Here is a 25,114-nt window from a genome sequence, read left to right as displayed (position 1 = left end):
CATGCCCCGCCCCTTCCTTCACCTGTTCGCCGCGTCGGCCCTGACTGTGCTCGCCTTTGCCAGCCTGAGCGCCTGCTCAGACGGGCATGACAAAACGCCGGTCGAGCGCGCCGCGCCACAAACGGCCGCTGGCGACCTGCTGACCGTCTCCACGACCGAAATTGACGATATCAAGCGCCTGTCGGCTACGCTGACGACGCGCGATATGGGCGAGGCCGTGGCGCGGATTCCCGGCGTGCTCATCACCCTGAATGTGCGCGAAGGCGACACCGTCGCGAAGGGACAGGTCATCGGCGTGGTCAAGGACCAGAGGCTGAATTTCGAAGCCAGCGCCTACACGGCGACGGCGCTTCAGGCGGAGGCCGACTACAAACGCATCAAGACGCTGTATGACAAGGGCATCTACGCTAAGGCGCGGCTGGAGCAGGCGGAATCGGCCTGGAAGGCGGCGCAGGCGCAGCGCGCAGCGGCCGGTGAACTGGCTGGACAGGGCGTTATTCGCGCTCCGGCCTCTGGCGTGGTGGTAAAGGCCGAAATCCCCGCCGGGGCCGTGGTCATGACCGGTCAGTCGGTGGCGACCGTAACCGCCGGGCCGCGCGTCGTTCGCCTGCAACTGCCCGAACCGCAGGCGCGCGCCCTCAGCGTGGGGCAAGGCGTGCAACTGGAGGCCAATGGCCTGACCGCTTCGGGCACGCTCAGCCAGATCTATCCGGCTGTCGATAAGGGGCAGGTCATTGCCGATGTCACTCCGGCGGGGCTCGATCAGGTTCTGGTGGGTGAGCGCGTCATTACCTCGCTCAGCCTCGGTAAACGTCGGGGCATTCAGGTGCCGACCGCCTATGTCGCCACGCGCTACGGCCTCGACTATGTGCGTCTGGTCGCCCCTGACCGCACCTTCAGCGAGATACCGGTGCAGACCGCGCCGCTTTCAGCCGGACAGGTCGAAATCCTTAGCGGTCTCAAGGACGGGGACACACTGGCCCCCTATGGAGCGGCGAAATGAACGACGCCAAATTAGGACTGTCAGGCCGCCTGACACAGGCAACGCTGAACTCGCCCCTCACCCCTCTGGCCCTGCTGGTGGCCGTGTTTGTCGGCCTGATGGCGGTCATGTCCATCCCCCGCGAGGAGGAGCCGCAGATTTCGGTGCCCATGGTCGATATTCAGGTGGCGGCGGCCGGGCTGAAGGTCAATGACGCCAAGGAACTAATCGCAAAGCCGCTCGAAACCATCGTCAAAAGCATCAACGGCGTCGATCACGTCTATAGCTTTATCGAAGACGATGCGGTGATGGTGACGGCGCGTTTCAAGGTCGGCACCGATCCCGACTCCGCCGCCGTGCGCATCCATGAAAAGCTGCGCGCCAATGCCGACAAGATGCCAAAGGGTATCCCCGAACCACTCATTTCGACGCGCGGCATCAATGACGTGCCGTCGATGATCATTACCCTGTCACCCACCGCCGGTGCCGGAACGCGCATTGATGATGTGGCACTGTACGGGCTGGCGCTCAAATTGCGCAGCGAGCTGGCCAAGGTGGACAATGTCGGCCTGACCTTTATTACCGGTGGCCGCCCGGAAGAAATCCGCATCGAGCCGGACCCGGCGCGCATGAGCCTGCACGGCGTGTCCCTGACGGCGCTCACCCAGGCAATTTCAGCGGCCAACCAGACCCTGCCCGCCGGCGTGGTGCGCGATCATGGCCAGACGCTCGACCTCAAGGCCGGGCGCTCGCTTAACAGCGTCTTCGACGTGGGACAGATCACCGTGACCTCGGTCAGCGGCCAGCCGGTGCTGGTGCGCGACGTCACCACTATCGTGCAGGCCCCGCGCGAGGATCAGGCGCGGGTGACCCGCTATCGCCAGACGGCGCAGGGGATTGAGGCCGCGCCTGCCGTCTCATTGGCCATCGCCAAGCGTCAGGGGGCCAATGCGGTCATCGTTTCCGAGGCCATCCATAAGCGGCTCGAGGCGCTCAAAGGCACGCTGATCCCGTCGGGTGTTGAGGCGTCGATTACGCGCGATTACGGCGAAACGGCCAATGAAAAGGCCAATGAGCTGCTGTTCCATCTAGGGCTGGCCACCGCTTCGATCGTGGTGCTGATCGGCTTTGCCATCGGCTGGCGCGAAGCCGCAGTTACCGCCGTGGTTATCCCGACCACCATCCTTTTGACGCTGTTCGCCTCGAACCTGATGGGCTTCACCATCAACCGCGTCAGCCTGTTCGCCCTGATCTTCTCCATCGGCATTCTGGTCGATGATGCCATTGTGATGATCGAAAACATCGCAAGGCACTGGGGGATGCCAGATGTGGGAAAACCCGATGGCCGAAGCCGCGCTCAGGCCACCATCGAAGCCGTGGCCGAGGTCGGCAACCCGACCATTGTCGCCACCCTGACCGTGGTGGCGGCGCTGCTGCCCATGCTGTTTGTCTCCGGCCTGATGGGCCCCTACATGGCCCCCATTCCGGTCAATGCCTCGGCGGCCATGGTCTTCTCGTTCTTTGTCGCAGTAATCCTCGCGCCGTGGCTGATGATCCGTTTTGCGCGCAAGACGCTGAACGACGGGCATTCCCACGACCACGAAGGCTTTATTGGTCTTCTCTATCGCCGTGTGGCGTCGAAGGTCATCGCCACAAAAAAGACGGCCTGGACCTTCCTGTTGCTGGTCGGGGCCGCCACGCTCGTGTCGATGAGCCTGTTCGGCTTCAAGGTGGTGACGGTCAAGTTACTGCCGTTCGACAACAAGTCGGAGCTTCAGGTCATTGCCGACCTGCCCGAAGGCACGTCCCTGGAGATGACGCAGCGCGTGCTGGCCGAGGCCGCGCGGGTGAGCGCCGGTCTGAAAGAGGTTGAAGCCATCGACGCCTATGCCGGGACCGCCACGCCGTTCAACTTCAACGGGCTGGTGCGTCACTATTATCTGCGCAGCCGCCCGGAACAGGGCGATCTCAATGTCCTGCTGGCTCCCAAGGGCGAGCGCGCGCGCGCCAGCCATGCCATTGCACTGGACCTGCGCCAAAGGCTGAAAGCCGTGGCGTTGCCCGCGGGGGGGGTGTTGAAGGTGGTCGAAGCGCCACCGGGGCCGCCGGTCATGGCCACCCTGCTGGCCGAAATCTACGGGCCGGATGCCGCCACGCGCCGCGCCGTGGCCGAAAAGGTCAAGGCCATCTTTAAGGACATCGACTTCATCGTCGATGTGGACGATTCCTATGGCTTGCCGCGTCCGACGCTGAACGTCGTGCCCGATCGTGCCCGCCTGGAAAGCCTCAGCGTGTCGGAAGGTGAACTCTATGCCTCGGTCAATACGCTGATGAACGGGCAGGTTCTGGGCTATGCCCAGCAGGCCGGGCGCAGCGGCGAAGGCCGCGAACCGCTGGAGATTGCCCTGCGCCTGCCGCAGAATGCGCGCTATATCAGCGAAACGCTTGAGTCCATGCCCGTGGCCACCTCTGGCGGGCGACTGGTAGCGCTGAACGAGGTCGCCGCCTTTGAACGCGGACAGGGCTCGACCGCCTATTTCCGCCGGGACGGACGCGACGCCGACATGATCATGGCCGAGCTGGCCGGGCGGTATGAGGCGCCTATCTATGGCCTCAGTGCCGTCAATGACGCCATCAATGCCGCCGATTGGGGGGCGCTGCCGAAGCCGGTGATCCGCCTCAATGGTCAGCCGGAAGACGAAACCCGTCCCACCGTGTTGTGGGACGGCGAATGGGAGATCACCTGGGTCACATTCCGTGACATGGGCGCGGCCTTTGGGGTGGCGCTTCTGGGCATCTATATTCTGGTGGTGGCGCAGTTCAAAAATTTCCGCTTGCCACTGGTCATTCTGACGCCGGTGCCCCTGACGTTGATCGGCATTGTCATCGGGCACCTGCTGTTTGGCGCGCCGTTTTCCGCCACCTCGATGATCGGGTTTATCGCTCTGGCCGGAATTATCGTGCGCAATTCGATCCTGCTGGTCGATTTCATCCGCCATGCCGAATACGACGCCGAAGGTCACAAACGCCCCCTGCGCGAGGTGCTGCTGGAGGCCGGGGCCACGCGCTTCAAGCCGATCCTACTGACCGCGCTGGCGGCCATGATCGGGGCCAGCGTTATCCTGTTCGACCCCATCTTTCAGGGGCTGGCCATCTCGTTGCTGTTCGGGCTTTTGTCCTCGACGCTTCTGACCGTATTGGTTATTCCCGCCATCTATGTTGTCTTCAAGGACGACCTTACAGAGCGAGCTGAATCATGACCGTCACCACGCAGGACCTGCAAAACCTGAAGCCGAACGTGCAGCGGGCGACGCGGATGCTCAAACTGCTGGCCAGCGAACACCGCCTGATGATCCTGTGCCGGCTGTTTGAGGGCGAGGCCAGCGTTTCGGATCTGGCCGACTATCTGGGGCAACCCATCGCAGGCACGTCCCAGCATCTGGCCAAGATGCGGGCGGAAAATCTGGTGACCACGCGCCGCGACGGGCAGACCATCTACTATTCAATAGGCGACCCGGCGGCCCAACAAATGATCGCGACGTTGTGCAAATTGTACAGGTGAACGAGTTTGTTGGCTGACGAGACGGTTTCCGCAGTGAACAGACTACCCAATAGCAAGGTGAAAATGCGTCGGAAACGTTAACGGCTTGCTTCACACATCTGTGGTCATAGCGGCTTAACTGCTCCCACTCAGCATTCCGAAATCAAAAGAAATTATATGTCTCACCGTCTCTGAAATTCGCATGCGCTTGATATCGCCCTCTGGCGAACTTCAAATTCACGATATTAAGCAGTGCCTTCAGTGAGCTGTTAACCGATGGGTCTGAGCGTTCTTCTGCCCCTGACGACACCCTTTTGCACATCCCATCAAGCACAGTTCCGAGAGTTAAAAATTGCGGATTCGCTTTTGATGTATTCGGCATTTATATCGACGATGCTCGCCTCAATCGCTCAGGCTGAAGCGTGTCGCGAAGCTCAGGGACAGGACCTCACCCGCCACGGAATCCGGCGGGCGTGGCAGGGGCTGGGCGTCGGCCAGCATGGCCAGCGCGGCGCGGTCAATGTCGGCTGAGCCCGATCCGCGCTCGATCCGCGACGTCAGGATGCGCCCCTGGCGATCCATCTGAAAGCTGAGGACGACCTCGCCTTCGATGCGACGGCGTTTGGCCTGCGGCGGATAGAGTTTGAACTGTTCAATATGGTGGCGCAAGCGGGCGGCATAGGCCGCTGGGGGCGGGCCTTGCCCTGCACTCGGACGCGACGCACCGGATGCGGTGGGTGGGGAAGTGGCGGCATCTGACGCGGGCGAGCCCGCCGACGGAGGGGCTGCCGCAGGCTCGGTCCGAGTAGAGGCCGGAGCCGTCTGCGGTGAGGGCATGGCGGCCACGGGTGCCGACGAAGACAACGGCTGCGGCGTCGAAACCGCTGTCTGGATAGGCCTTTCCGAAGGTTTGATAGCCGCAGAGGGGGGTGTCTGAGCCTCTGCCGCTGGCGGGGCTTCAACCACCGAGAGGCGCACAGGCCGCTCCAGAGCCACCTCGAACACCGGGCTTTCAACCGGCGGGGGCGTTGGCTGAGGCGCCAGCCCCGCCACGGCCAGCAGGAAGCCCCCGTTCACCAGAACGGAGGCCCCAACAGCCACGCTTTTTTGACCCTTGCTCGTCACCGCTGGTTTCAGAACGTCCGGGCGAGGCTCAGGCGGACCGTCTGACCCGCTGCTGGCAGATAGCTGAGGTGCGGCTGATAATAGGTGTCGAAAATATTGTCCCAGTTCAGACGCGCCTCGATCCCGGCCAGCGGGCCGGACAGCGGGCGATAAGTCGCAAACAGGTTATGCACCGTGTAGGACTTGCTGGTGGCCGAAACGACGCCGGTGGTGGCGTTGTAGCTATACTGTTTGTCGGCGATATCGCCTTTCCAGCCGAGCGTTACCCCCTGTTCCGGAAAGACCCAGCCCGCCGTCAGGTTCAACTGTTCTGCGGGGATAGTGTTAAACGCGATATGCGTCAGCTTGTTATAGCCATTGACCGTGGACCATGCCGCGCGCCCGAAAATACGGCGTGAGGCGTATTCGGCCTCCAGTTCGGCCCCTTCATAGCGCGCTTCACCGACATTGGTGTAGGCCGAAGCCGTGGTCGAGGTGCGCGTGACCAGGTTTTTGATGTCGTTCTGGAACACGGTCAGCTTGAGGTTCAGACCATCGCCCTTGCTGAACAGACCGCGCTTCGAATAGCTGGCGCCCACCTCGCGGTTTTCCGACTCTTCCGGCTTGAGATTGAGGCTGATGGTCTGGGCCGCACCGCGCGTATAGATCTCATCCAGCACCGGCAGGCGCTCGGTATGCGACAGCGAGCCGAACAGCTTGACCTGCTCCGTCAGCGCATAGAGCACCGCCAGCTTGGGCGAGGTGGCGTCCAGTTCGACGGAGGATGGCACGCCGGTCGTCCCCACCACATAGGTGCCAGCCCCCGGCTTCAGCTTCGACTTATCGTAGCGGATACCCGGAATAAGGGTCAGCTTGTCCCCGATCAGGACTTCATCCTGCACATACAGGCTGACGCGGTTCATATCGCCTTCGGGATGGGTGGTCGCGCCGTTGGTCAGGCTGCCCGTCGCGCTGTAACGCGGGTTGCGGCGCTCCTGATGATAGGTCTGCATACCAACGGTCAGGAAGTGCTCGACGGGACCGGTGGTAAAGGTCGAGACGTTCTCCACCTTCGCCTGCACGGTCTTGTAGCTGTACTGCGAGGTATAGCCGAGCGCGGTGGGCGAAAACTGGTTGTCGCGCTGATCCGTCTTCGATTCGTCGAAAGCGATCTGCGCCTTGAGGTCCAGCCAGTCATTACCCTCAAAGGCGTTGTCGTAACCGATCACGTAGTTGGTGTCGTCGGTCTTGCGGCGCACCTGACTGGTCGTAAAGGCCGCCTGCTGATCATAGATCTGCCAGGAATCGTCGCTCCATTTCTGCGCCGAAGCCCAGACGCTGTGCTTGCGGTCGCCGCCAATATAGTAGCGGCTCTTGAGCAGCACCGACTCGCCCGCCGCCTGCGACGGGTTGACGATCTTGCCATTGCCATCGGTGTAGTTGCCGAAGTCGCGCTTGTTGGCGACCAGCAGCACGTCGAGGTTTGGCAACGGCTTCGCCGCCAGAGTCGCCGACAACAGCGTGCCCTCGCTGTTGCTGTCGTAGCCGCCTTTCAGACGCACCGCGAAGCGATCATCGCCCCTCAGAAAGTCCGAGGCGTCCTTGGTGGTGAAGTTGACCGTCCCGGCCAGCGCGCCGGAGCCATAGACGGTCGAAGAGGACGGCCCGCGCAGCACCTCAACGCGCTTGTACAACTCCGTATCGGTGAACAGGCTGCCCATGCGGTAGCCTTCAAAGAACTTGGTGACGCCATCGACCGTGAAGACCACGCGGCTGTCCGATTCCGACAGGGCGGTGCCCATGCCGCGGATGTTCAGCCCCTGCCCCAGAGACGACACCCCCCCGGCGGAATCCACCCCGGCCACGCCTTCCAGCAGTTCGCCCACCGTACCGGCCTGCGCGTTCTCGAGGTCCTCCTGATCGAGCACGGTCACCGACTGCGGCGTATCAGTGGCGACCTTTTCCTTGCCCGCCGAGACGACGATACGCCCCAGCGACAACTGGGTGGTGGCGTCGGCTGCCTTGTCCGCTTCCTGCGCCAGAACCGGCGCGGCGGACAGAATCAGGGCGTTGAGCGCCAGTGCGCTGACGGCCGACAGACGGTATGATTTGAGTGACATCCCCATACTTCCTTTCAGAAAAAATCGGCTGAGATTCGCCATGGGCCCCACGCCTATAGTTGCGAATAATTCTCATTGACTCGCCGACTACACCCTGAGGAGATACGACGTCAAGCCACTTGCAAATAATAATGATTCTCATTATTGACATCATGTCTTTCGGGCCACAGGGCTCTTTTAGGGATCACACGACATGACCGCCTATCGCTTTATCGGCATTACCCCGTTGCTTTTCTTTGGTTTATTGACCGCGCCCGCCGTGGCGCATTCGCCCTATCTCAAGCCTGCGGCCTTTACGGTCCCGGCACCGCGCGACCACGTAACGATCGAAGCGGCCTTCTCGGACGGCGATCTGCGTCCTGATGTGGCCATGAAGTCGGACGGCTTCCACATCATCGCGCCGGACGGGACCGACACCCCCCTGCCCCCGGCGGCGACGCTGAAGGACGCGGTATTTCTCGAAGCGCCGCTAAAGGCCGAAGGCACCTATCTGATCTCGTCCGGCGTGCGTAAGGGCCGCGTGGCCAGGGGCGTCCTCCGCAACGGTGAGGTGCACTTTCTCGAAGGCCCCAATGCCGCTCGAGCCGGCGAAACCGTCATCGACGTGCAAAGCCTGACCCGCGCCGATGTCTATGTGACGCATGGTCGCCCCAGCCGCCCCGATTTCCGCAGCGACGGCGTCGAACTCTTCCCCGTCACCGCGCCCTATGACGCCTATGCGGGTGAACCCTTCACCGTGCGCGTGCGTGAAAACGGCCAGGGTCTGTCGGGTCAAGGCGTCACCATCATCACCGATGGCCAGACCTACGCCACACCCAAGGTCGGCGAACAGACACTACGCACCAATGACGCGGGCGAGGTCACCTTCACGCCGAAGACCGCCGGTCTCTACCTGCTTCAGGTGCGCGTGCGCCGCCCCGCCGAAGGTCAGGCGAACCTGTGGCTCAGCCACACCGCCACCCTCACCCTTGAAGTCCTGCCCCAATAATCGCTGAAAGGATATCCAGATGAAAACGTCTCTTCTCATAACCGCCCTCATCGCGGTCTCGGCCCCGGCGCTGGCTGCCTCACACTCCACCTCGACCTTTATCGAAGAACAGGACCTCAATGGCGACGGCAAGGTGTCGCTTGAGGAATTCAAGGCTGGTCGCGCCATCGAATTTCGCAAGGCCGACTTCAATGAAGACGGCAGCTTAAGCGAGGCCGAATATATCGGCGAATACGAAGGCCGCCTGATGGCCAAACTCAGCCGCATCGGCGACCCGGAAAAGCGTCTGGAGGAACAGCAACGCCAGATGCGTCAGGCTAAGGTGCGTTTCGGCGTCCTCGACACCGACAAGAACGGCGCCATCAGTCAGGCGGAACACCTCGCTTCGGGTCTGCGCATGTTCGACCTGCACGACCGCAATAATGACGGGGTGGTGGATCACAAGGATGTGGTGTTGGCCGAAGACGCCGCCAAAAGCGGCAAGACGGGTGAGTTTGTGAATCCTTAAAACACAATGGCCGGCTTGCCGTTTTCCACGACAAAGCTGGCCAAGGTCAAAAGCGTGGCCTGGGGGTCGCGGCGGTCCGAAATGACCTGAAACCGCGCCTCCAACGCCTCCGGCCGCACGGTCAGGGAGACATAGCCCCGGCGGCGGCTTTCAAAATATTTCACATGCGGATTTTCGGGCAGCATGTCCGCAAACACCTCATAGGGCGGCCCGTCATAGGTAATCGACGTCCCGACGAATTCCGTAGCGACGGATCGCGAGTCCGGATCGCGCGGATCGGCCTTCAGTTCAGTCGCCCAGTAGGAATGGATATCCCCGCCCAGCAGCACCGGATTGGACAGTCGCGTCGCCTGCATAGCCGCAATCATACGGTCGCGCGTCGCCGGATAGCCGTCCCAGCCATCGGTCCAGTGCCCCACAATCGCCCGCCCCTCAGCGTCCTTACCTTTCTGACGCAAAGACGCCGCCAGAAGGTCCTGCCCCAGCAGGTTCCAGCGCGCCTGCGACTGTTTGAAGCGATCAAACAACCACTGCTCCTGCCTGAAGCCCAGCATGGTCCGTTTGGGGTCCAGCCGCTCAGGGCAGTCATCGCCGACCACCCGCCCCCGACGGCTCGTCGGTGTCGGACAGGCCGGGGCCGAACGGTATTGGCGACCATCCAGCATATTGATTTCCGCCAGACGGCCGAAACGATACCCCTTATAAAGTCTCAGATTTTGCCCTTTCACGCGGGACTCGCGGCGGAGCGGCATGTGTTCATAATAGGCCTGATACGCCGCCAGCCGCCGCTTCAGGAAACCGGGGTCTTCGGCCACGTCCTGCGGCAACAGACCGCCATAATCGTTTTCGACCTCATGATCGTCCCACGTCATCAGGCACGAGGTCGTGGCGTGCAGCGTCTGAAGGTCCGCATCCGTTCGATAAAGCACATAGCGGTTGCGATAACCGGCCAGATCGGTGGCGTCCGCCGTCTGATCGTGATTGCGCACCTTGCGTTTGGGGTCGCTGAAGCTGAACTCGTAGATATAGTCGCCAAGGAACAGCACATAGTCCGGATTTTCCGCCGCCATATGGCGGTAGGCGCTGAAATAGCCGACTTCGTAGTGCGAACACGAGGCCATGGCGAGCCTGAGTTCACGCACCTGCGCATCGGCCCGCGGTAGCGTACGGCCCCGGCCCATCGGGCTTTGCGCCCCCAGCGCTTCAAAACGATACCAGTAGGGCCGGTCGGGTTGCAGATCACGCAAGGTGACGTGCAGCGTATGGGCCGACCGCGGGTGGGTCATCACCTCACCCCGTTGCACGACGCGACGGCCCTCGGCATCGTCATAGACGAACCAGCGCACCGCCACCGGCGCGCTCAGTCCACCCAACCCGTCGGCCGCCAGCGGATCGGGCGCCAGGCGCGTCCAGATGACAAAGCCATCGTCCCATGGATCACCGGAGGCGACCCCAAGTGTAAAGGGGGGGGCCGCCTGAGACCATGCCGGAGGCACGAGCACAGCGCTCGCAGCCGCCGCTATCCAGGCGCGACGGGTCATTTCGGTGGTCATCATGTGGCGAACCTCAGGAAGAAACGGTTTAGTGTCGATGTGGCAGGCGGGCATTGAAGAGGTGCATGGTCGCTAACAGCGCCGCACCCATGACGCTCAGGGGCGTTTCCCAGGCTTCGGCCGGCGCATAAAATGCCGCCACGCTGAGCAGCCCCAACCCCGCAAGGGCCATCGCGCTCAGCCCTGCCCGTCGCCAGCCGCCGGAGCGGATCAGGGCAAACAGGCTCACCGGAGCGGCCACCCCCACCAGCACCTGATGGACGAGCGGGTTTTCATTGAAAACGTCCAGAAACGGCAGGGCCGCAAACACCAGCGGCATCAGGAGGCAATGCGCCACACACAAGCCCGACAGGCCCATAGCCAGCGCATCAAGGGTCCGGCTTTTGGAAACTTTACGCGCGGCCGACATGAGGCCTCCTTTTCAGTTGCGGTCCGATTGCGTTATATTATAACATATCAAAATTCAAGCACGCATGAGGCTCCTATGACCAAACTTCCTGTGACCGTTCTGTCTGGTTTTCTGGGGGCCGGTAAGACGACCCTCCTCAATCACGTCCTGCGCAATCGCGAAGGACTGCGGGTGGCGGTGATCGTCAATGATATGAGCGAGGTCAATATAGATGCCGCTCTAGTCAAGGGCGGTGACGCCAACCTGTCACGCACGCAGGAAAAGCTGGTCGAAATGTCCAATGGCTGCATCTGCTGCACCCTGCGCGAAGACCTGCTGGAAGAGGTGCGGGTGCTGGCGCAATCCGGGCGCTTTGATTATCTGCTGATCGAAGGCACGGGCATAGCCGAGCCCATGCCGGTGGCGGCGACCTTCGATTTCGTTGAAGAAAGCGGCGTGTCTCTGGCCGATCTGGCCCGCGTCGATACCATGGTCACGGTCGTCGATACGTTCAACTTCCACCGCGACTATGGCTCCTCTGATTTTCTGGCTGATCGCGGTGAAAGTCTGGGCGAAGACGACACCCGCACCGTGGTCAATCTGCTGGTCGAACAGATCGAGTTTGCGGATGTTATTGTGCTCAACAAGCTCGACCTCGTCACCGACGACCAGCGGCGTGATGTCGAAGGCATCTGCCGTCAGTTCAATCCGCTGGCGCGCATCGTCTATGCCGAAAAGGGCGTGGTGCCGCTAAGCGACATACTCAACACGGGTCTGTTCAGTATGGAGCGCGCCCAGTCGGCCGCCGGCTGGCGACAGGCGCTGGAGTTCAACACCGTCCCCGAAACCGAAGAATACGGCATATCGAGCTTTGTGTACCGCGCCCGCCGTCCGTTTCATCCGGCGCGGCTGAAGGCGGTTCTCGACCGAGAATGGCCGGGTGTGTGGCGCTCAAAGGGCTTTTTTTGGCTGGCTTCGCGCATGGACTATGTGGGGTCGTGGTCGCAGGCCGGGGCCGCGGCCACTCATGAATGGGGCGGCTACTGGTGGGCGGCCATCCCGCCGAACCGCCGCCCGAACGACCCGGAGTCGCGGGCCTTTCTGGATCAGGTGTGGCGCGCCCCCTATGGCGACCGGCGGCAGGAAATCGTGCTGATCGGCAAGGGCATGGATCAGGCGGCTCTGACCGCCATGTTCGATGCGGCGTTGCTGACCCCGGCCGAGTGGCAACGCGGCCCCAAAAGCTGGTCAAAACTGCCTGACCCCTTCCCCGTCTGGGGACGCCAGAGCGAGCCCGCGTGACATGCCGCTGCGCGCAGAAAATCTGGCCGTGCGACGCGGGGACGCCCTTATCGGGCTCCCTGATCTGCGCTTAAGTGCCGGCCAGACCCTGGCCCTGACCGGCCCGTCCGGGGCAGGCAAGACCTCGCTGCTCCTCTGTCTGGCGGGACTGATCGCGCCCGTAAACGGCACGGTGCAGTTGGAGGACAAGCCCCTCTGGCCCAGCAAGTCTATAGATCGCGCGCGTTTGCGCGGGCGACGCATCGGCTTTGTCTTCGCCGACTACCGCCTGATCGACTCCCTTAGCGTTATGGACAATCTTCAGATGGCCCGCGCCAGTGCGCACCTGCCGCTGGATTTTGCCCGCGCCCATCACCTGCTCGACCGGCTGGGCATATCAGCCCTGACAGACCGGCGCGCAGATCGCCTCAGTCAGGGTCAGGCCCAGCGCGTGGCTCTGGCGCGCGCGGTGATGAATGCCCCGGCCCTGATACTGGCTGATGAACCGACGGCGGCACTGGATGAGACCAATGCCGAAGCGCTGTTGTCGCTGCTGCTCGATCTGGCGCAGGACGAGGGCACGGCGCTGATCGTTGCCACCCACGACGCGCGGGTGAAGGCGCGTCTGGGCGCTGTCGCCGAAGTCGTAACGGGGGCGCTGACATGATGTTCGCGCGTTTCGTACTGGCGGGCCTGTGGCGCCGCTGGGGGTCCACCGCCCTGACCCTGCTGATCGGGGCCTGCGGGCTGGCCGGGCTTATCCTGATCCTGTGGGCCCAGACCGCCCTGCCCGAAGCGGTGAAGGCGCGCATTTCCGAAACCGACATGGTGGTCGGGCCCAAGGCCTCCGGTCTCGACCTCAGCCTGTGCTGCGCCCTGCATCAGACGCCTGCCCCCGGTCTGGTGTCCCTGAATTCCGTCGAAGCCCGCCTGTCCGAGCCGGATCTCAAACCCTATATCCGCGCTAGCGTCCCCATCGCCCTTGGGGACAGCGTCGAAGGCATCCGCATCGTCTGGACGCGACCGGACATCGTTGGCTTCTATCACACCCGACTGGCACAGGGGCGTCTGTGGACGCAGCCGATGCAGATGGTCGCCGGCGCGCAGGCCGCAAAGACGCTGAATCTGCGCCTCGGTCAGACACTGGGCTCCAGTCACGGACTGGCTGGTGAAGGCGAAGCGCACGCCGCACGCTACACCGTCACCGGCATACTGGCCCCGACGGGAGGCGTTATCGACCACCTTCTGCTGTCCGATCTGGGGTCTATCGCACGGGTCCACGCGCACGGCCCGGACGCAGACGATCACGACCACGCCGAAGCCACAGACGGTCATCACGTCAATGCCGTTCTGGTCAGCTTCACCTCCCCCGTGGCACTGGCCGCGGCCCCTGCTCTGATCAATCAGAGCGACACCCTGTCGGCCGCCAGCCCGCAACTGGAACTGGCGCGACTGCTCAGCCTCGTGCGCCCGGTCATCTACATCGCGACGGGGCTGTTTGTGGCCATCGGCGCTTTTGGTGCGCTGGTCCTGACCTTGTCGCTGGTACAGGCGCTGAACCGCCGGGCGCGTGACCTCACTCTGCTGCGGTTTATGGGGGCGACCTCCCTTGATCTCAGCCTGATCTGTCTGGCCGAGGCGCTGCTGATCGTCCATGCGGCGTTGATGCTGGGCGTGGGGCTCAGCCTGTTGGGACAGTCCGCGCTCACCCACGTCCTGAGCGCCTATGGCCTGTCTCCACGCCCCGACGTGCCCGTTGATCAATGGCCCTGGCTCTATGGGGCGGCCCTGCTGACCGCGTGCCTCAGCGCGCTTGTGCCCGCCCTGCGCCTTGCTCTGACCCGTGATGATGAAGGATTCCGCGCATGAGACGCCGCGATCTGATGAGGCTCCTGCCCGTAGCCCTGAGCCTTGGGGCCTGGCGCGAACAGAAGGCTTCGACCACCGATGGTGAACTGAGCGGCGAGCGCGCTTTTCAGCGCACCCTGCCGCGCTCATCCGACCCTTTGTGGGTGAAGCTGCGCCAGTGCAAGGTGCGCTATAATGCCAAAACCGCCCTCTACAGCCTGACCCCGACGGACGAGGTCAAAGCCCTGATCGGGCAAACGATCAAGGTCAGAGGCTTCATCATCCCGCTCGACGGGCTTGACATGACGAAACATTTCCTGATCGGCATCAACACCCCGGTCTGCCTGTTCCACCCGCCGGGTGAACCCAATGAGGTGATCGAGGTGCGCAGCCTCAAGGCCGTGCCCTGGAACGACAAACCTGTGACGATTGAGGGGCAGTTCAAACTGATCAGCAATCCGGAAATGGGCGTCTTCTTCGCCATGACAAACGCGAAGCCCGTTAAAGCGTAGGAGCTGCGTGAAAGAGGTAAGCCGCCGATCGCATCCCTTCGACCATCCCAATCGCTCAGGTTGCGAGACCTCGACCGCCTTTGTGACCCTCGCCCAGCGTCTTCCGCGCCCGTCCCCTCCCCTATGGCATAGCTACCCGTCGCTGCGTCCTCCGGTCAACTCGGGGTCGAGCCACGTGACGCCGGGATGGCATGTCTGACCTTTCAGCGGCCGGTCTGCATTTGGAAGGATGGCGAGCTGATCGCAAATTTCCGAAACCGTTTGTTTTTATTCACAAAACCACCACTTCGCAACATGACCCAAAATCGGGAAATGGTATGATGATGCAGGGAAAGAAAATTGGCTGGGGAACTAGGACTCGAACCTAGAATGACGGTACCAAAAACCGGAGTGTTACCATTACACCATTCCCCAGCAGGTCTTTGGAAAGTCTTTGAAAGACTTGCTGGCCTCGCTTGTCTCAGCGAGAGGGCGCTTCACTAACCCAAGCTTTTGTGACATGCAATCCCCCCGTTGAAATTTTCCCCAACTTCTCTGGATTTAGCTAATGCTTGCTCCCCTGCTGATCCTGCTACCCGGAACCGATGGTACAGGGATGTTTTTTCAGGGCCTCGTTGAAGCACTTAAAGCCTTTTGCGAGATAAAGGTGTTATCTTATCCGCAGCACGGCGATCAATCCTATGAACACCTTGGCCGCCACCTTTTGTCAGAGTTGCCTACAGACCGTGATTACATTTTGGTGGGTGAGTCGTTTGGTGGCCCTTTGGCAATCTGGTTGGCGACGCATGCGACCGTCAAACCCGTGAAGTTAATTTTAGGCGCGACTTTCGCCGCCTCACCTTTTTCACTTCCGGGCCGATGGATAGCTCCCCTTGTGCCATTCGCGCGTTTTATCCCGCTGCGAAAGTGGCAGATACAGTTTATGCTATTCAACGGCGGCCATGCGCAATGGGTCGCCCAAATTTTTGAACAGACCCGTTTCATAGATCGCCGGACTCTCCTGTCGCGCGTACAAAGTGTGCTGCGATGTGACATGAGAGCCGCACTTTCAGCGCTTCCAATCCCTGTTCTTTGTCTGAATGCGACACAGGATCGGCTCTTACCGCCTTGGATGCCTCGTCATTTTCCACAGCAAAACCATATTCGCATCGTCGATCTCCCTTTACCTCATATGATTTTTCAATGCGCACCAGACACAATCGCGGAAAATCAAACCCTTCCGTTTCTGATGAGCACATAATGCCCTCTGCCCTTGCCCCTGCCGTTCAGGCCTATAACCGGCTGATGGCCAACAGCTTCCGTCGCTTTACCGGGCAGGAGATTGTCGCTGGTGCCGCCGGATTGAACGACTCCGAACTGGCCGAAGCCTTGTTCACGGCCCCGCAAGCCATCGTCTCCCACGGTATCGAAGCCGACCCCATCTTTCGTTATGCCAATGCGCAGGCGCTGGACCTTTGGGAAATGGACTGGGACACCTTTACCCGTCTACCCTCGCGCCATTCCGCAGAACCCGACAACGGCATACAGTCCGACCGTAATGCCCTGCTCAAGGCGGCGCTGGCGCAGGGGTATGTCGATCATTATGCCGGTATCCGCGTGTCCGCCAGCGGTCGGCGCTTTTACATAGAAGATACCGTCCTGTGGAATGTCGTCGATGAGGCCGGCACCCGTCACGGGCAGGCCGCTTTTATCCGGCGCTGGCGTTTCCTGACTGCATAGCGACATCCCGCCCCCTTTCGCCGCAGGAACCTTTGTGATAGCTCCCGCCGCATGTCACAGCCCTACGTCATCGCCGCCTTCTATCATTTCTTCGACTTCCCTGATTTCGAAGCGCATCAGGCCCCGCTGCTTGAACGGCTGAAAGGGCTGGGCATCAAGGGATCGCTGCTGATCACCTCCGAAGGCGTCAACTCGACCATGGCCGGCACGCGCGAGGCCATAGACAGCTTCCTGACCTATCTTCAGAGCGAATTGATCGGCGAGCCGATTGCATGGAAGGAGTCCTATGCGGACACCCAGCCCTTCGGGAAGGTGCGCGTGCGCCTGAAGAAAGAGACGATTTCGCTGGGGGAGCCGGTCAACCTCAGCCGCCGTGGCAACTATGTCGAGCCGAAGGACTGGAACGATCTGATCCGCCGTAATGACGTGGTGATCCTCGATACGCGCAATGATTACGAGGTCAATCTGGGCACGTTCAGGGGGGCTATTGATCCCAAAATCCCGACCTTCAAATTCCTGCCCGAATGGACGCGCCAGCACGCCGATCAGCTTAAAGGCAAGAAGATTGCCACCTTCTGCACTGGCGGCATCCGCTGCGAGAAATACACCGCCTGGATGATGGAGAACGGCTTTGACGAGGTCTATCACCTCAAGGGCGGCATCTTGCAGTATTTCGAGGACGTGCCCGCCGAAGAGTCGCTATGGGATGGTGAGTGCTTTGTCTTCGATGAGCGGATCGCCGTCGATCATCACCTAAATCCGTCGCAAACCGCCGTGCTTTGCCTTTATTGCGACCACGCCCTGACCGCCGAGGATCAGCAAAGCCCGATGTACCAAAAGGGCGTCTCTTGCCCGCATTGCCACGGCGACCCGAAATATCAGCATGACCGCGAACCGGCCGCAGGTCGCACCAAATTCTGATCTGGGTTCGCTTGCATTACACGGTCTTCATTTGACCTTATCGTTAGGCACGCTATGGTGCGCGCCTGAGTGCGCGTGCGTCGCCCATCGTGGTTCCGGCGCATCTTGATATAGCTGCACCCAATTCGGGGATGACGTTCGTCACATGAAACAGTTTTTCATTACGGTAGCCGCCGTATTCGCCGCCTTTGTGCTGTTCTTCGTCGGTGTGCCATTCCTGCTCATCACCATGATCGCGGCAGCATCCAAGCCGACCACGCCATCGGCCATCACGCTGGTGGTTGATCTGCGCGAGGGCCTGACGGATCAGTCGCGCGCCGATCCTTTCGCCTTCATTACGGGCCGCCCTCTGTCCACCATGGACATCGTCACCTCGCTCTATCACGCGGCCGACGACAGCAAGGTCAAGTCAGTGCTGATCCGCCTGCCCGAAGGCGGCTTGATGCCTGCCGCCGCTCAGGAAATTCGCACAGCGGTGCGTTATGTACGTAGCAAGAACAAACCGGTCTATGCCCATTCGCAGGGCCTTTATCCCTCGACCATGGTGCTGGCCTCCTACACGGTGGGCACAGCGGCGACCGAATTCTGGATGCAGCCGCGCTCGTCGTTTCAGGTGACCGGCATTGCGACCGAGGAAATGTTCCTCAAGCGCGCCTTTGACAAGTACGGCATCACGCCGCAATTCCAGCAGCGTTATGAGTACAAGAACGCCGTAAACCCCTATCTGCAAAGCGATTTCACCCCGGCGCACCGCGAAGCCACCCTGTCGTGGATGGGCTCGGTCTATGACTCGCTGATCAGCGACGCCGCCATCGACCGTAAGGACGCCAAGCTGGATGCCGCCAAGCTGAAGACCATTCTCGAAGCCGGTCCCTACAGCGCCGAACAGGCCAAGGAACTGGGCCTGATCACCCATCTGGGTCAGGTGCAGGAGATCGAAGAGGCCGCCAAGGCCAAGGGCGGGGCGGATACGCAACTGATGGACATTGAGTCCTATGCGGCCTCCACCGTCTCGACGGGCAGCCAGACCATCGCCGTTATCAATGGCGAAGGCCCGATCATGACCGGCAAGGGGTCGGGCGGTGGCTTTGGCAGCGAAGCCCAGATGCTGTCGGACGATGTGGCTCAGGCCTTCTACGACGCCGTTGAGAATGACAAGGTCAAGGCCATCGTCTTCCGCGTTTCTTCGCCCGGCGGGTCGGACACGGCCTCCGAGCAGATTTCGCGCGCCCTGGCCTACGCCAAGAAATCCGGCAAGCCGGTCGTGGTGTCGATGGGTGATTACGCGGCTTCGGGCGGTTACTGGGTCTCGGCGGGGGCCAATGCCATCGTCGCCAACCCGACCACCCTCACCGGCTCGATCGGTGTCTATGGCGGCAAGATGGCCATTGGCGAAGCGGCATCGCGCTTTGGGGTCGATTTCCGTCAGATCGGCGTCGGCTCTGAGTACGCCGGGGCCTATTCGGCCGGTAAGCCTTTCACCGAAAAGCAAACCCAGGCCATCTCCAACTGGATGGACACCATCTATAACGCCTTCATCGGACACGTTGCCGAAGGCCGCAAGCTGGCGCCTGAGCGCGTGCGTGAAATCGCCAAGGGCCGTGTGTGGACGGGTGCGCAGGCCAAGCAACTGGGGCTGGTTGATGAAACCGGCGGCTTCTTCGCGGCGGTGGCCAAGGCCAAGCAACTGGCCAAGATTGGTGACGACGTGAAGGTGAAGCTGGTCAACTACCCCAATAACAAGTCGCCCTTCGCCATGTTCGGCAAGGGCGTCGAGGCCAGCGCCAAGGGCTTCGAAGCCCTGTCCTTCCTCGGCTGGGCCGCCAGCGATCCGCGCGCCCAGATGATCATGAAGGAAGCCCGCGACGCCCGCCTGCGCGAGCAAGGCGCCAGCGTTCTGGCCCCGGAGCCCTACGCGCCGTAGGGTCAGACTTCATACCTGAAACAAGAAACCCTCCGGAGCGATCCGGAGGGTTTTTCTTTGGTCGTCCGTGAAGAACCGGATTTAGGCGGCGTGGAGGGTTGGTTTGCGCCTTAACGATGAGATGAGGGTTGGGAGTACGAAGGCGAACAAAAGCCTGATCCACTTGATGAGCAGGGTGAAGTTGTATCCGGCAGCGGCGAGGACGGCGTTGATGGCGTCGCCTCTGCGGTGTGCGAGGTAGTTTCGGCCCATGCGATGGCCGGCTTTGAGATGGCCGATGACGGGTTCGACCGCGGCCCGTCGTCGCAGGGCTTTTTTGATAGTGTCGGTGACGCCGCGTTTCTGACCACTGGTAAAGACCTTGAGGCGATGCTTGTAAGGAGCGTTGTGGCCCTTGTAGCCAGCGTCAGCGACGATGCGGTTCAGATTGACACCGATCTGGCTCTCGATCTCGGGCAGCACCTTCTCCAGGGTATGACCGTCATAGGGTGCGCCGGGCAAGGCCTTGATGTGGGCGACGAACTGGCCGCCTTTTGAGCGCTGGATGGGTGTTGCGACGCTGACCTTGACGCCGAACTCATAGGGCTTGTGCGCCTTGCCCTTGCCGATGCACTCGACTTCCGGAGCGTGCAGTGAATAGACTTTCTGACCCCGTTGGCGCGGGCGTTGATCGCGCACCCGGCTGGCCAGGGAGAGCGGCCAGGCGAAGGCCGCGTTCAGGGCTTCGTCCGTCCCGATCTTGCGGCGAATATCACGGATGACGCGGCCCAGTTGGGTGCGCAGGGTTCGCAAAGCCTTATTGGCGCGCTTGAACTGTTTGGCATGGGCGTAGCGCTGGTGCTTGATCAGGGCCAACTTGCCGACCCGCTCATAGGTTTGACGCAGGTTGACGCCCAGGGCCCTGGCCAGACGGACCAGACGTTCACGCGCCCGGTGCATAAGCCGCGCATCCGTCGGAAACATGACGTTCTTCGGCTGGACGGTCGTGTCGACTATCACCTGGCGGAAGTCTGCAGGCTTGGCGGCTCCGGTCCGAGTGGCCACAGCCAGGCTCTCCTGGACCAGAGCTGTCAGGGCATCCTCGCCCATGCGCTGGCGCCACCGCGTGATCGATGTGCGCTCAAACGGCAGGCGATGGCGGAAGAACTCCTCACCGCAGAAGTATTGATAATAAGGGTTTTCCAGCCAACGAGCGCATAGCGCCTCGTCCGACAGATCGTGTGCAGACTTAAGGATCGCCAGCCCCGCCATCAACCGCGTCGGCAACGGTGGGCGGCCCTTCCTGTCGGTGTAAGCCGCGCCCAGCTTCGTCTCCAGAAAGACCCAGTCGATCTTCTGCGCCAGCTTCACAAGAGGGTGGCCCAGATCGATAATCTGGTCCAGGCGTGATTGGAAGATGTCATTCTGCCCAGTTTCCCGACGCTCTTTTGGACGCACGATCAACGCTCCCACGGCTCACATATCAACCAGGGAATCACGCCAAAACTCGTTCGTCAATTGCAAGAAAACCTATCAAGACAGGTTCTTTTCTGGCAATTCCAAACCCTTCAAAAGTACAATTTATAACTATAAATCAATGAATTGGACGTTCTTCACAGACGACTCTTTGGGATTCAGTGAGGTGGGGTCACGGACCCCACACCCCACAACTTAAGCGCCCGACTAACGGGGTGCAGGGGTCGAGACCCCTGCTAATCCACCGCCTCGGCGCGCGAGGCATTCTTGTCCTTGGCCGGCGTGATGTCGAAGGCGATCTTGCCCTCGGCCAGCTTGACCAGAATATGCCCACCGCGCACCAGCTTGCCGAACAGAATCTCGTCCGCCAGCGGCTTCTTGATGTTCTCCTGAATGACCCGCGCCAGAGGACGCGCGCCATAGAGTTCATCATAGCCGTTTTCAGCCAGCCACTTTTCGGCATCCGGCGACAGCTCGATCGTAATGTTGCGGTCGGCCAGTTGCATTTCGAGCTGAAGGATGAACTTCTGCACGACCTGCCCGATGACCTCCGGCTTGAGCTGACGGAAGGTGACGATGGCATCGAGACGGTTGCGGAATTCCGGCGTGAACAGGCGCTTGATGGCCACCTCGTCCTCACCCGACACCTTTTCGCGTCCAAAGCCAATCGAGTTCTTCTGATTGTCCGAAGCGCCCGCATTGGTGGTCATGATCAGCACCACATTGCGGAAATCGACCTTCTTGCCCACCGCATCGGTCAGCGTCCCGTTATCCATCACCTGAAGCAGGATGTTGTAGATATCCGGGTGCGCCTTCTCGATTTCGTCGAGCAGGACGATGGCGTGCGGCGTCTGATCCACGGCATCGGTCAGCAGTCCGCCCTGATCATGGCCGACATAGCCCGGAGGGGCCCCGATCAGCCGCGACACCGTGTGACGCTCCATATATTCCGACATGTCGAAGCGCAGCAGCTCGATGCCGAGCGTTTGCGACAACTGCTTGGCGACCTCGGTCTTGCCCACGCCGGTCGGACCGGAGAAGAGGTAAGAGCCGATGGGCTTGTTGGCGTCGCGCAGCCCTGCACGGGCCAGCTTCATCGCCGCCGAAAGCTGTTCGATGGCCTCGTCCTGACCGAAGACAACCCGTTGCAGGTCGTTGGTCAGGTCGCGCAGCGCCTCGGTATCGGTCTTGGACACCGACTTCGACGGGATGCGGGCGATCTTGGCGATCACCGTTTCGATCTCCTTAGGGCCGATAACCTTCTTGCGCTTGCCTTCGGGCAGGATCACCTGCAAGGCCCCGGCTTCGTCGATCACGTCGATGGCCTTGTCCGGCAGCTTGCGGTCGGTGATATAGCGCGCCGACAGTTCGACCGCCGTCTTGATGGCAGCGTCGGTGTATTTCAGATTGTGGAAGGTCTCATAATAAGGCTTGAGGCCCTTCAGAATCTTCACCGTATCGTCCAGCGACGGCTCGGTCACGTCGATCTTCTGGAAGCGACGAACCAGGGCCCGATCCTTCTCGAAGTGCTGACGATACTCCTTATAGGTGGTCGAGCCCATGCAGCGCAGGGCTCCCGACGCCAAAGCCGGCTTCAGCAGGTTGGAGGCATCCATCGCCCCGCCCGACGTCGCCCCGGCACCGATGACGGTGTGGATTTCGTCGATGAACAGGATGGCATTGGGATGCGCCTCCAACTCCTTGACCACCTGCTTGACGCGCTCTTCGAAATCACCGCGGTAGCGGGTCCCGGCCAGCAGCGTGCCCATGTCGAGCGAATAGATGGTCGCCCCGGCCAGCACCTCAGGCACCTCGCCTTCGACGATCTTCTTGGCCAGACCTTCGGCGATGGCCGTCTTGCCGACGCCCGGATCACCGACCAGCAGCGGGTTATTCTTGGTGCGACGACACAGGATCTGAATGGCGCGCTCGACCTCGGCCGACCGCCCGATCAGCGGATCGACCTTGCCGTGACGCGATTTCTCATTGAGATCAACGCAATAGGCCGCCAGCGCATCGGTTGAGGCTGCCTTGCCCGACTTCTCTTCGGAAGACGGGGCCCCATCTTCGGACGATCCGCGCACTGGACGCGGCTCCGACGCGCCGGGCTTCTTGGCGATGCCGTGAGCGATATAGTTGACCGCGTCATAGCGCGTCATCTCCTGCTCCTGCAGGAAGAAGGCGGCGTGGGATTCGCGCTCAGAGAAGATGGCCACCAGCACATTGGCGCCGGTCACTTCGTCACGGCCCGACGACTGCACATGGATCACCGCGCGCTGAATGACGCGCTGGAACCCGGCGGTGGGCTTGGCCTCTTCGGAATGGGGAACGACCAGAGATTTGAGGTCGGTTTCGATATAGGCCGTCAATGCGGTCCTGAGCTTGGTCAGATCGACATTACACGCCGTCATGACGCCTGCGGCATCGACGTCATCGACGAGGGCCAGCAGAAGGTGCTCCAGGGTCGCGTACTCATGGTTATGGGTGTTCGCATGACCCACCGCGCGATGCAGGGTTTCTTCGAGAGCGCTTGAAAACGATGGCATGTCGGCCTCTCCTTGGAGCAAAAAAGCGGGTACAGTTTAGTCTTACGTCTCCTCGATGAACGGGGGCTGAAAGTCGGGTTCAAGCGATCCTCAGTCCTTCTCCATCGTACACTGGAGAGGGTGTTGGTGTCGGCATTCTGGATAGAGTGTCGGCATCAGATTCAGTCTTTCTCCATGGTGCACTGGAGAGGGTGCTGATGCCGCCGGGCCATGTCCACCACCTGGGCGACCTTGGTTTCCGCGACCTCATAGGTATAGACCCCGCAAACACCGACGCCCGTCTGATGAACGTGCAGCATGATACGGGTGGCGTCCTCGCGCGACTTGTTGAAGAATCGCTCCAGCACGTACACGACGAACTCCATAGGGGTATAGTCGTCGTTGAGAATTAACACGCGATAAAGAGAGGGTTTCGCCGCCTTGGGCTTGGCGTCGATGACGGCAAACGGCGCATTGGCCGGTTTGTCCACATCGGTCACCGGGGCCTTCGGGGCGCGCGCCGCCTCAACCGGCGAATTTGCCGATGTCGGAAGGCGCAGCAGGGAGGGACCAAACGTCAAACCTGTCCTCTTAACTGGGCGATGGGCAGGCGAACCCCCCTTCGTCTTTTGAGACTCACACGAAGCCAAAACCTTACGGAGAGAATGCTCCGACAGTTTTCGACTGACTTCAAGATAGTGCAAACTTTAATCCTGTTAAGAGGCCGCTACGCACATATTTGCGTTATTCGCATCACAGTTTGCGCAACTGCGTTACAAATATGTCGTCAATGACGCATCGCAAAAGGGCCAGGCGGCTCAGAACACGACCGTCGTCTGAAGGCCGCCGCCGCTGATGGCCCAGTCCACATACCACGCCACCCCCATCAGGGTGGCCCTTTCGGCCGAAGGTTGCCGCAGACTGACCTGCCGCGTTTCGAAACGGTCGCGGGCGCGTATCCCGATGGTGACCGTCCCACTGCGCAAACCGCCCCTGACCGGCAGGGCCGCCGTATAGACGCCGTTTTCGCCGGAGCGCACCTCAAGCGCCGGCTGCCCGTCGATTTCCACATCGACCATTATGCCGGGATCGGTACGACCAGACACCGCCATAGCCCCGCCCGCATCGTAATCGACGACGGCGATAAGACCGGCCTGCGGCCACAAAGGCAGGGCCGACGCGCCGGGCCGCAATAAAACCGAGCGCGGGGGGGCACCGATATCCGAGGCGGGCGGCACAAACAGACGCCCCTCTGCCCGCATCAGCCGTCCTTCGGTCTCCATGGCGAGATCGTAAAAGCTGCCACCCGACATCTGAGGCAGGCTGGCCTGAAAGCGTCCGTCGCTGCCCGCTGTGACCCCATAGGCCTGCCCGGAAGGGCTGGTCAGGCGCACGCGCGCTTCAGGCAGGGCGCCCCCCGTGACCAGCAATTCACCGGCGGCGGTCACCGCTACCGACGTCACTTCGGGCGATTTCACATAGCCGCGATTGGTGGCCACATAGTCGGCGACCTCGACCTTTTCCGGGGCCTTATCGCCGCAGCCGGACAACAGCACGACCGAAGCAGCGCACAGCGCCACAGTGCTCAGCTTGAACCCCATAGGAACGTCGATACCTTTCAGCAGGCTTATCACAGCCTGACAAATCTCATGCACAGAACACGTCTGTCATCGTTGAAAAGCGTTGCACACGCCCAGCAAAGCCCTTTAATTTACGACGACATTCATTTGTTTACGCGATTGACC

General features: G+C 61.3%; 21 protein-coding genes and 1 tRNA gene. 13 read left to right on the top strand and 9 right to left on the bottom strand.

Annotated features, from left to right (window positions below; genetic code table 11):
- The first annotated feature begins 1 nt into the window (after position 1).
- Genes EM6_RS02980 through EM6_RS02970 form a run of 3 tightly spaced genes read left to right on the top strand, consistent with a single transcriptional unit; the run spans position 2 to position 4,544 of the window.
- Positions 2–1,003: an efflux RND transporter periplasmic adaptor subunit gene (locus EM6_RS02980; protein WP_126420224.1), complete on the top strand. Its 1,002-nt coding sequence runs from the start codon at positions 2–4 to the stop codon at positions 1,001–1,003.
- Positions 1,000–4,242, top strand: coding sequence for an efflux RND transporter permease subunit (locus EM6_RS02975; RefSeq protein WP_126420222.1), 3,243 nt, complete (start codon positions 1,000–1,002; stop codon positions 4,240–4,242). Before EM6_RS02980 ends, EM6_RS02975 begins: the two co-directional genes overlap by 4 nt.
- Positions 4,239–4,544, top strand: coding sequence for an ArsR/SmtB family transcription factor (locus EM6_RS02970; RefSeq protein ID WP_126420220.1), 306 nt, complete (start codon positions 4,239–4,241; stop codon positions 4,542–4,544). Before EM6_RS02975 ends, EM6_RS02970 begins: the two co-directional genes overlap by 4 nt.
- Before the next feature lie 381 nt (positions 4,545–4,925).
- On the opposite strand, the gene EM6_RS02965 is transcribed toward EM6_RS02970, so the two are convergent.
- Positions 4,926–5,624, bottom strand: coding sequence for an energy transducer TonB (locus EM6_RS02965; RefSeq protein WP_126420218.1), 699 nt, complete (start codon positions 5,622–5,624; stop codon positions 4,926–4,928).
- Between the two features lie 32 nt (positions 5,625–5,656).
- Positions 5,657–7,747 carry a TonB-dependent receptor domain-containing protein gene (locus tag EM6_RS02960; RefSeq protein ID WP_172961114.1) on the bottom strand — a complete coding sequence of 697 codons (2,091 nt, stop codon included), beginning with the start codon at positions 7,745–7,747 and terminating at the stop codon, positions 5,657–5,659.
- A gap of 193 nt (positions 7,748–7,940) precedes the next feature.
- Here EM6_RS02960 and EM6_RS02955 point away from each other — a divergent pair, with 193 nt between their 5' ends.
- A complete protein-coding gene (locus EM6_RS02955; protein ID WP_126420214.1) occupies positions 7,941–8,735 on the top strand; it encodes a DUF4198 domain-containing protein in 795 nt (264 codons plus the stop codon).
- 19 nt (positions 8,736–8,754) lie between these two features.
- Complete coding sequence (locus tag EM6_RS02950) at positions 8,755–9,243, top strand: hypothetical protein (RefSeq protein ID WP_126420212.1); 489 nt, start codon at positions 8,755–8,757, stop codon at positions 9,241–9,243.
- Here EM6_RS02950 and EM6_RS02945 read toward each other — a convergent pair.
- Positions 9,240–10,799 carry an alkaline phosphatase D family protein gene (locus tag EM6_RS02945; RefSeq protein WP_126420210.1) on the bottom strand — a complete coding sequence of 520 codons (1,560 nt, stop codon included), beginning with the start codon at positions 10,797–10,799 and terminating at the stop codon, positions 9,240–9,242. The two genes, EM6_RS02950 and EM6_RS02945, sit on opposite strands and share 4 nt — an antisense overlap.
- Positions 10,800–10,824: 25 nt before the next feature.
- Positions 10,825–11,205 (bottom strand): MerC domain-containing protein, encoded by a 381-nt coding sequence (locus tag EM6_RS02940; protein WP_126420209.1) that lies wholly within the window; start codon positions 11,203–11,205, stop codon positions 10,825–10,827.
- Positions 11,206–11,280: 75 nt separating this feature from the next.
- On the opposite strand from EM6_RS02940, the gene zigA reads away from it, so the two are divergent.
- Genes zigA through EM6_RS02920 form a run of 4 tightly spaced genes read left to right on the top strand, consistent with a single transcriptional unit; the run spans position 11,281 to position 14,825 of the window.
- The gene (zigA, locus tag EM6_RS02935; protein WP_126420207.1) at positions 11,281–12,486 is read left to right on the top strand and encodes a zinc metallochaperone GTPase ZigA; all 1,206 of its coding nucleotides are present in this window, start codon (positions 11,281–11,283) and stop codon (positions 12,484–12,486) included.
- A gap of 1 nt (position 12,487) precedes the next feature.
- Positions 12,488–13,132 (top strand): ABC transporter ATP-binding protein, encoded by a 645-nt coding sequence (locus EM6_RS02930; RefSeq protein ID WP_126420205.1) that lies wholly within the window; start codon positions 12,488–12,490, stop codon positions 13,130–13,132.
- Positions 13,129–14,334, top strand: a complete 1,206-nt coding sequence (locus EM6_RS02925) for an ABC transporter permease (RefSeq protein WP_126420203.1) — start codon at positions 13,129–13,131, stop codon at positions 14,332–14,334. The genes EM6_RS02930 and EM6_RS02925 overlap by 4 nt, the downstream gene beginning before the upstream one ends.
- Positions 14,331–14,825, top strand: a complete 495-nt coding sequence (locus tag EM6_RS02920) for a DUF3299 domain-containing protein (protein ID WP_126420201.1) — start codon at positions 14,331–14,333, stop codon at positions 14,823–14,825. The genes EM6_RS02925 and EM6_RS02920 overlap by 4 nt, the downstream gene beginning before the upstream one ends.
- A 340-nt stretch (positions 14,826–15,165) precedes the next feature.
- On the opposite strand, the gene EM6_RS02915 is transcribed toward EM6_RS02920, so the two are convergent.
- A tRNA-Gln gene (locus EM6_RS02915) sits at positions 15,166–15,239 on the bottom strand.
- A gap of 133 nt (positions 15,240–15,372) precedes the next feature.
- On the opposite strand from EM6_RS02915, the gene EM6_RS02910 reads away from it, so the two are divergent.
- From EM6_RS02910 to sppA, 4 genes are all read left to right on the top strand, one after another.
- Complete coding sequence (locus EM6_RS02910; RefSeq protein WP_126420199.1) at positions 15,373–16,065, top strand: alpha/beta fold hydrolase; 693 nt, start codon at positions 15,373–15,375, stop codon at positions 16,063–16,065.
- Complete coding sequence (locus EM6_RS02905; protein ID WP_126420197.1) at positions 16,065–16,544, top strand: MEKHLA domain-containing protein; 480 nt, start codon at positions 16,065–16,067, stop codon at positions 16,542–16,544. The genes EM6_RS02910 and EM6_RS02905 overlap by 1 nt, the downstream gene beginning before the upstream one ends.
- A gap of 51 nt (positions 16,545–16,595) precedes the next feature.
- On the top strand, positions 16,596–17,465 hold the full coding sequence (locus tag EM6_RS02900) for a rhodanese-related sulfurtransferase (RefSeq protein ID WP_126420195.1): 870 nt from the start codon (positions 16,596–16,598) through the stop codon (positions 17,463–17,465).
- Between the two features lie 145 nt (positions 17,466–17,610).
- Complete coding sequence (sppA, locus tag EM6_RS02895; RefSeq protein WP_126420193.1) at positions 17,611–19,389, top strand: signal peptide peptidase SppA; 1,779 nt, start codon at positions 17,611–17,613, stop codon at positions 19,387–19,389.
- An 81-nt stretch (positions 19,390–19,470) separates the two neighbouring features.
- Here sppA and EM6_RS02890 read toward each other — a convergent pair whose 3' ends face one another.
- The 4 genes from EM6_RS02890 to EM6_RS02875 form a co-directional block, all read right to left on the bottom strand.
- Entirely contained in the window at positions 19,471–20,829 is a 1,359-nt protein-coding gene (locus EM6_RS02890; protein ID WP_126422843.1) for an IS5 family transposase, read from the bottom strand.
- A 251-nt stretch (positions 20,830–21,080) separates the two neighbouring features.
- Positions 21,081–23,390: an ATP-dependent Clp protease ATP-binding subunit ClpA gene (clpA, locus tag EM6_RS02885; RefSeq protein WP_126420191.1), complete on the bottom strand. Its 2,310-nt coding sequence runs from the start codon at positions 23,388–23,390 to the stop codon at positions 21,081–21,083.
- A gap of 161 nt (positions 23,391–23,551) precedes the next feature.
- Positions 23,552–23,869, bottom strand: a complete 318-nt coding sequence (clpS, locus tag EM6_RS02880; RefSeq protein ID WP_041659021.1) for an ATP-dependent Clp protease adapter ClpS — start codon at positions 23,867–23,869, stop codon at positions 23,552–23,554.
- 318 nt (positions 23,870–24,187) lie between these two features.
- The gene (locus EM6_RS02875; protein ID WP_126420187.1) at positions 24,188–25,003 is read right to left on the bottom strand and encodes a hypothetical protein; all 816 of its coding nucleotides are present in this window, start codon (positions 25,001–25,003) and stop codon (positions 24,188–24,190) included.
- Positions 25,004–25,114 lie beyond the last annotated feature (111 nt).

The organism is Asticcacaulis excentricus, assembly GCF_003966695.1.
Lineage (GTDB): Bacteria > Pseudomonadota > Alphaproteobacteria > Caulobacterales > Caulobacteraceae > Asticcacaulis > Asticcacaulis excentricus_A.
This window is presented reverse-complemented; position numbering and strand designations above follow the sequence as displayed.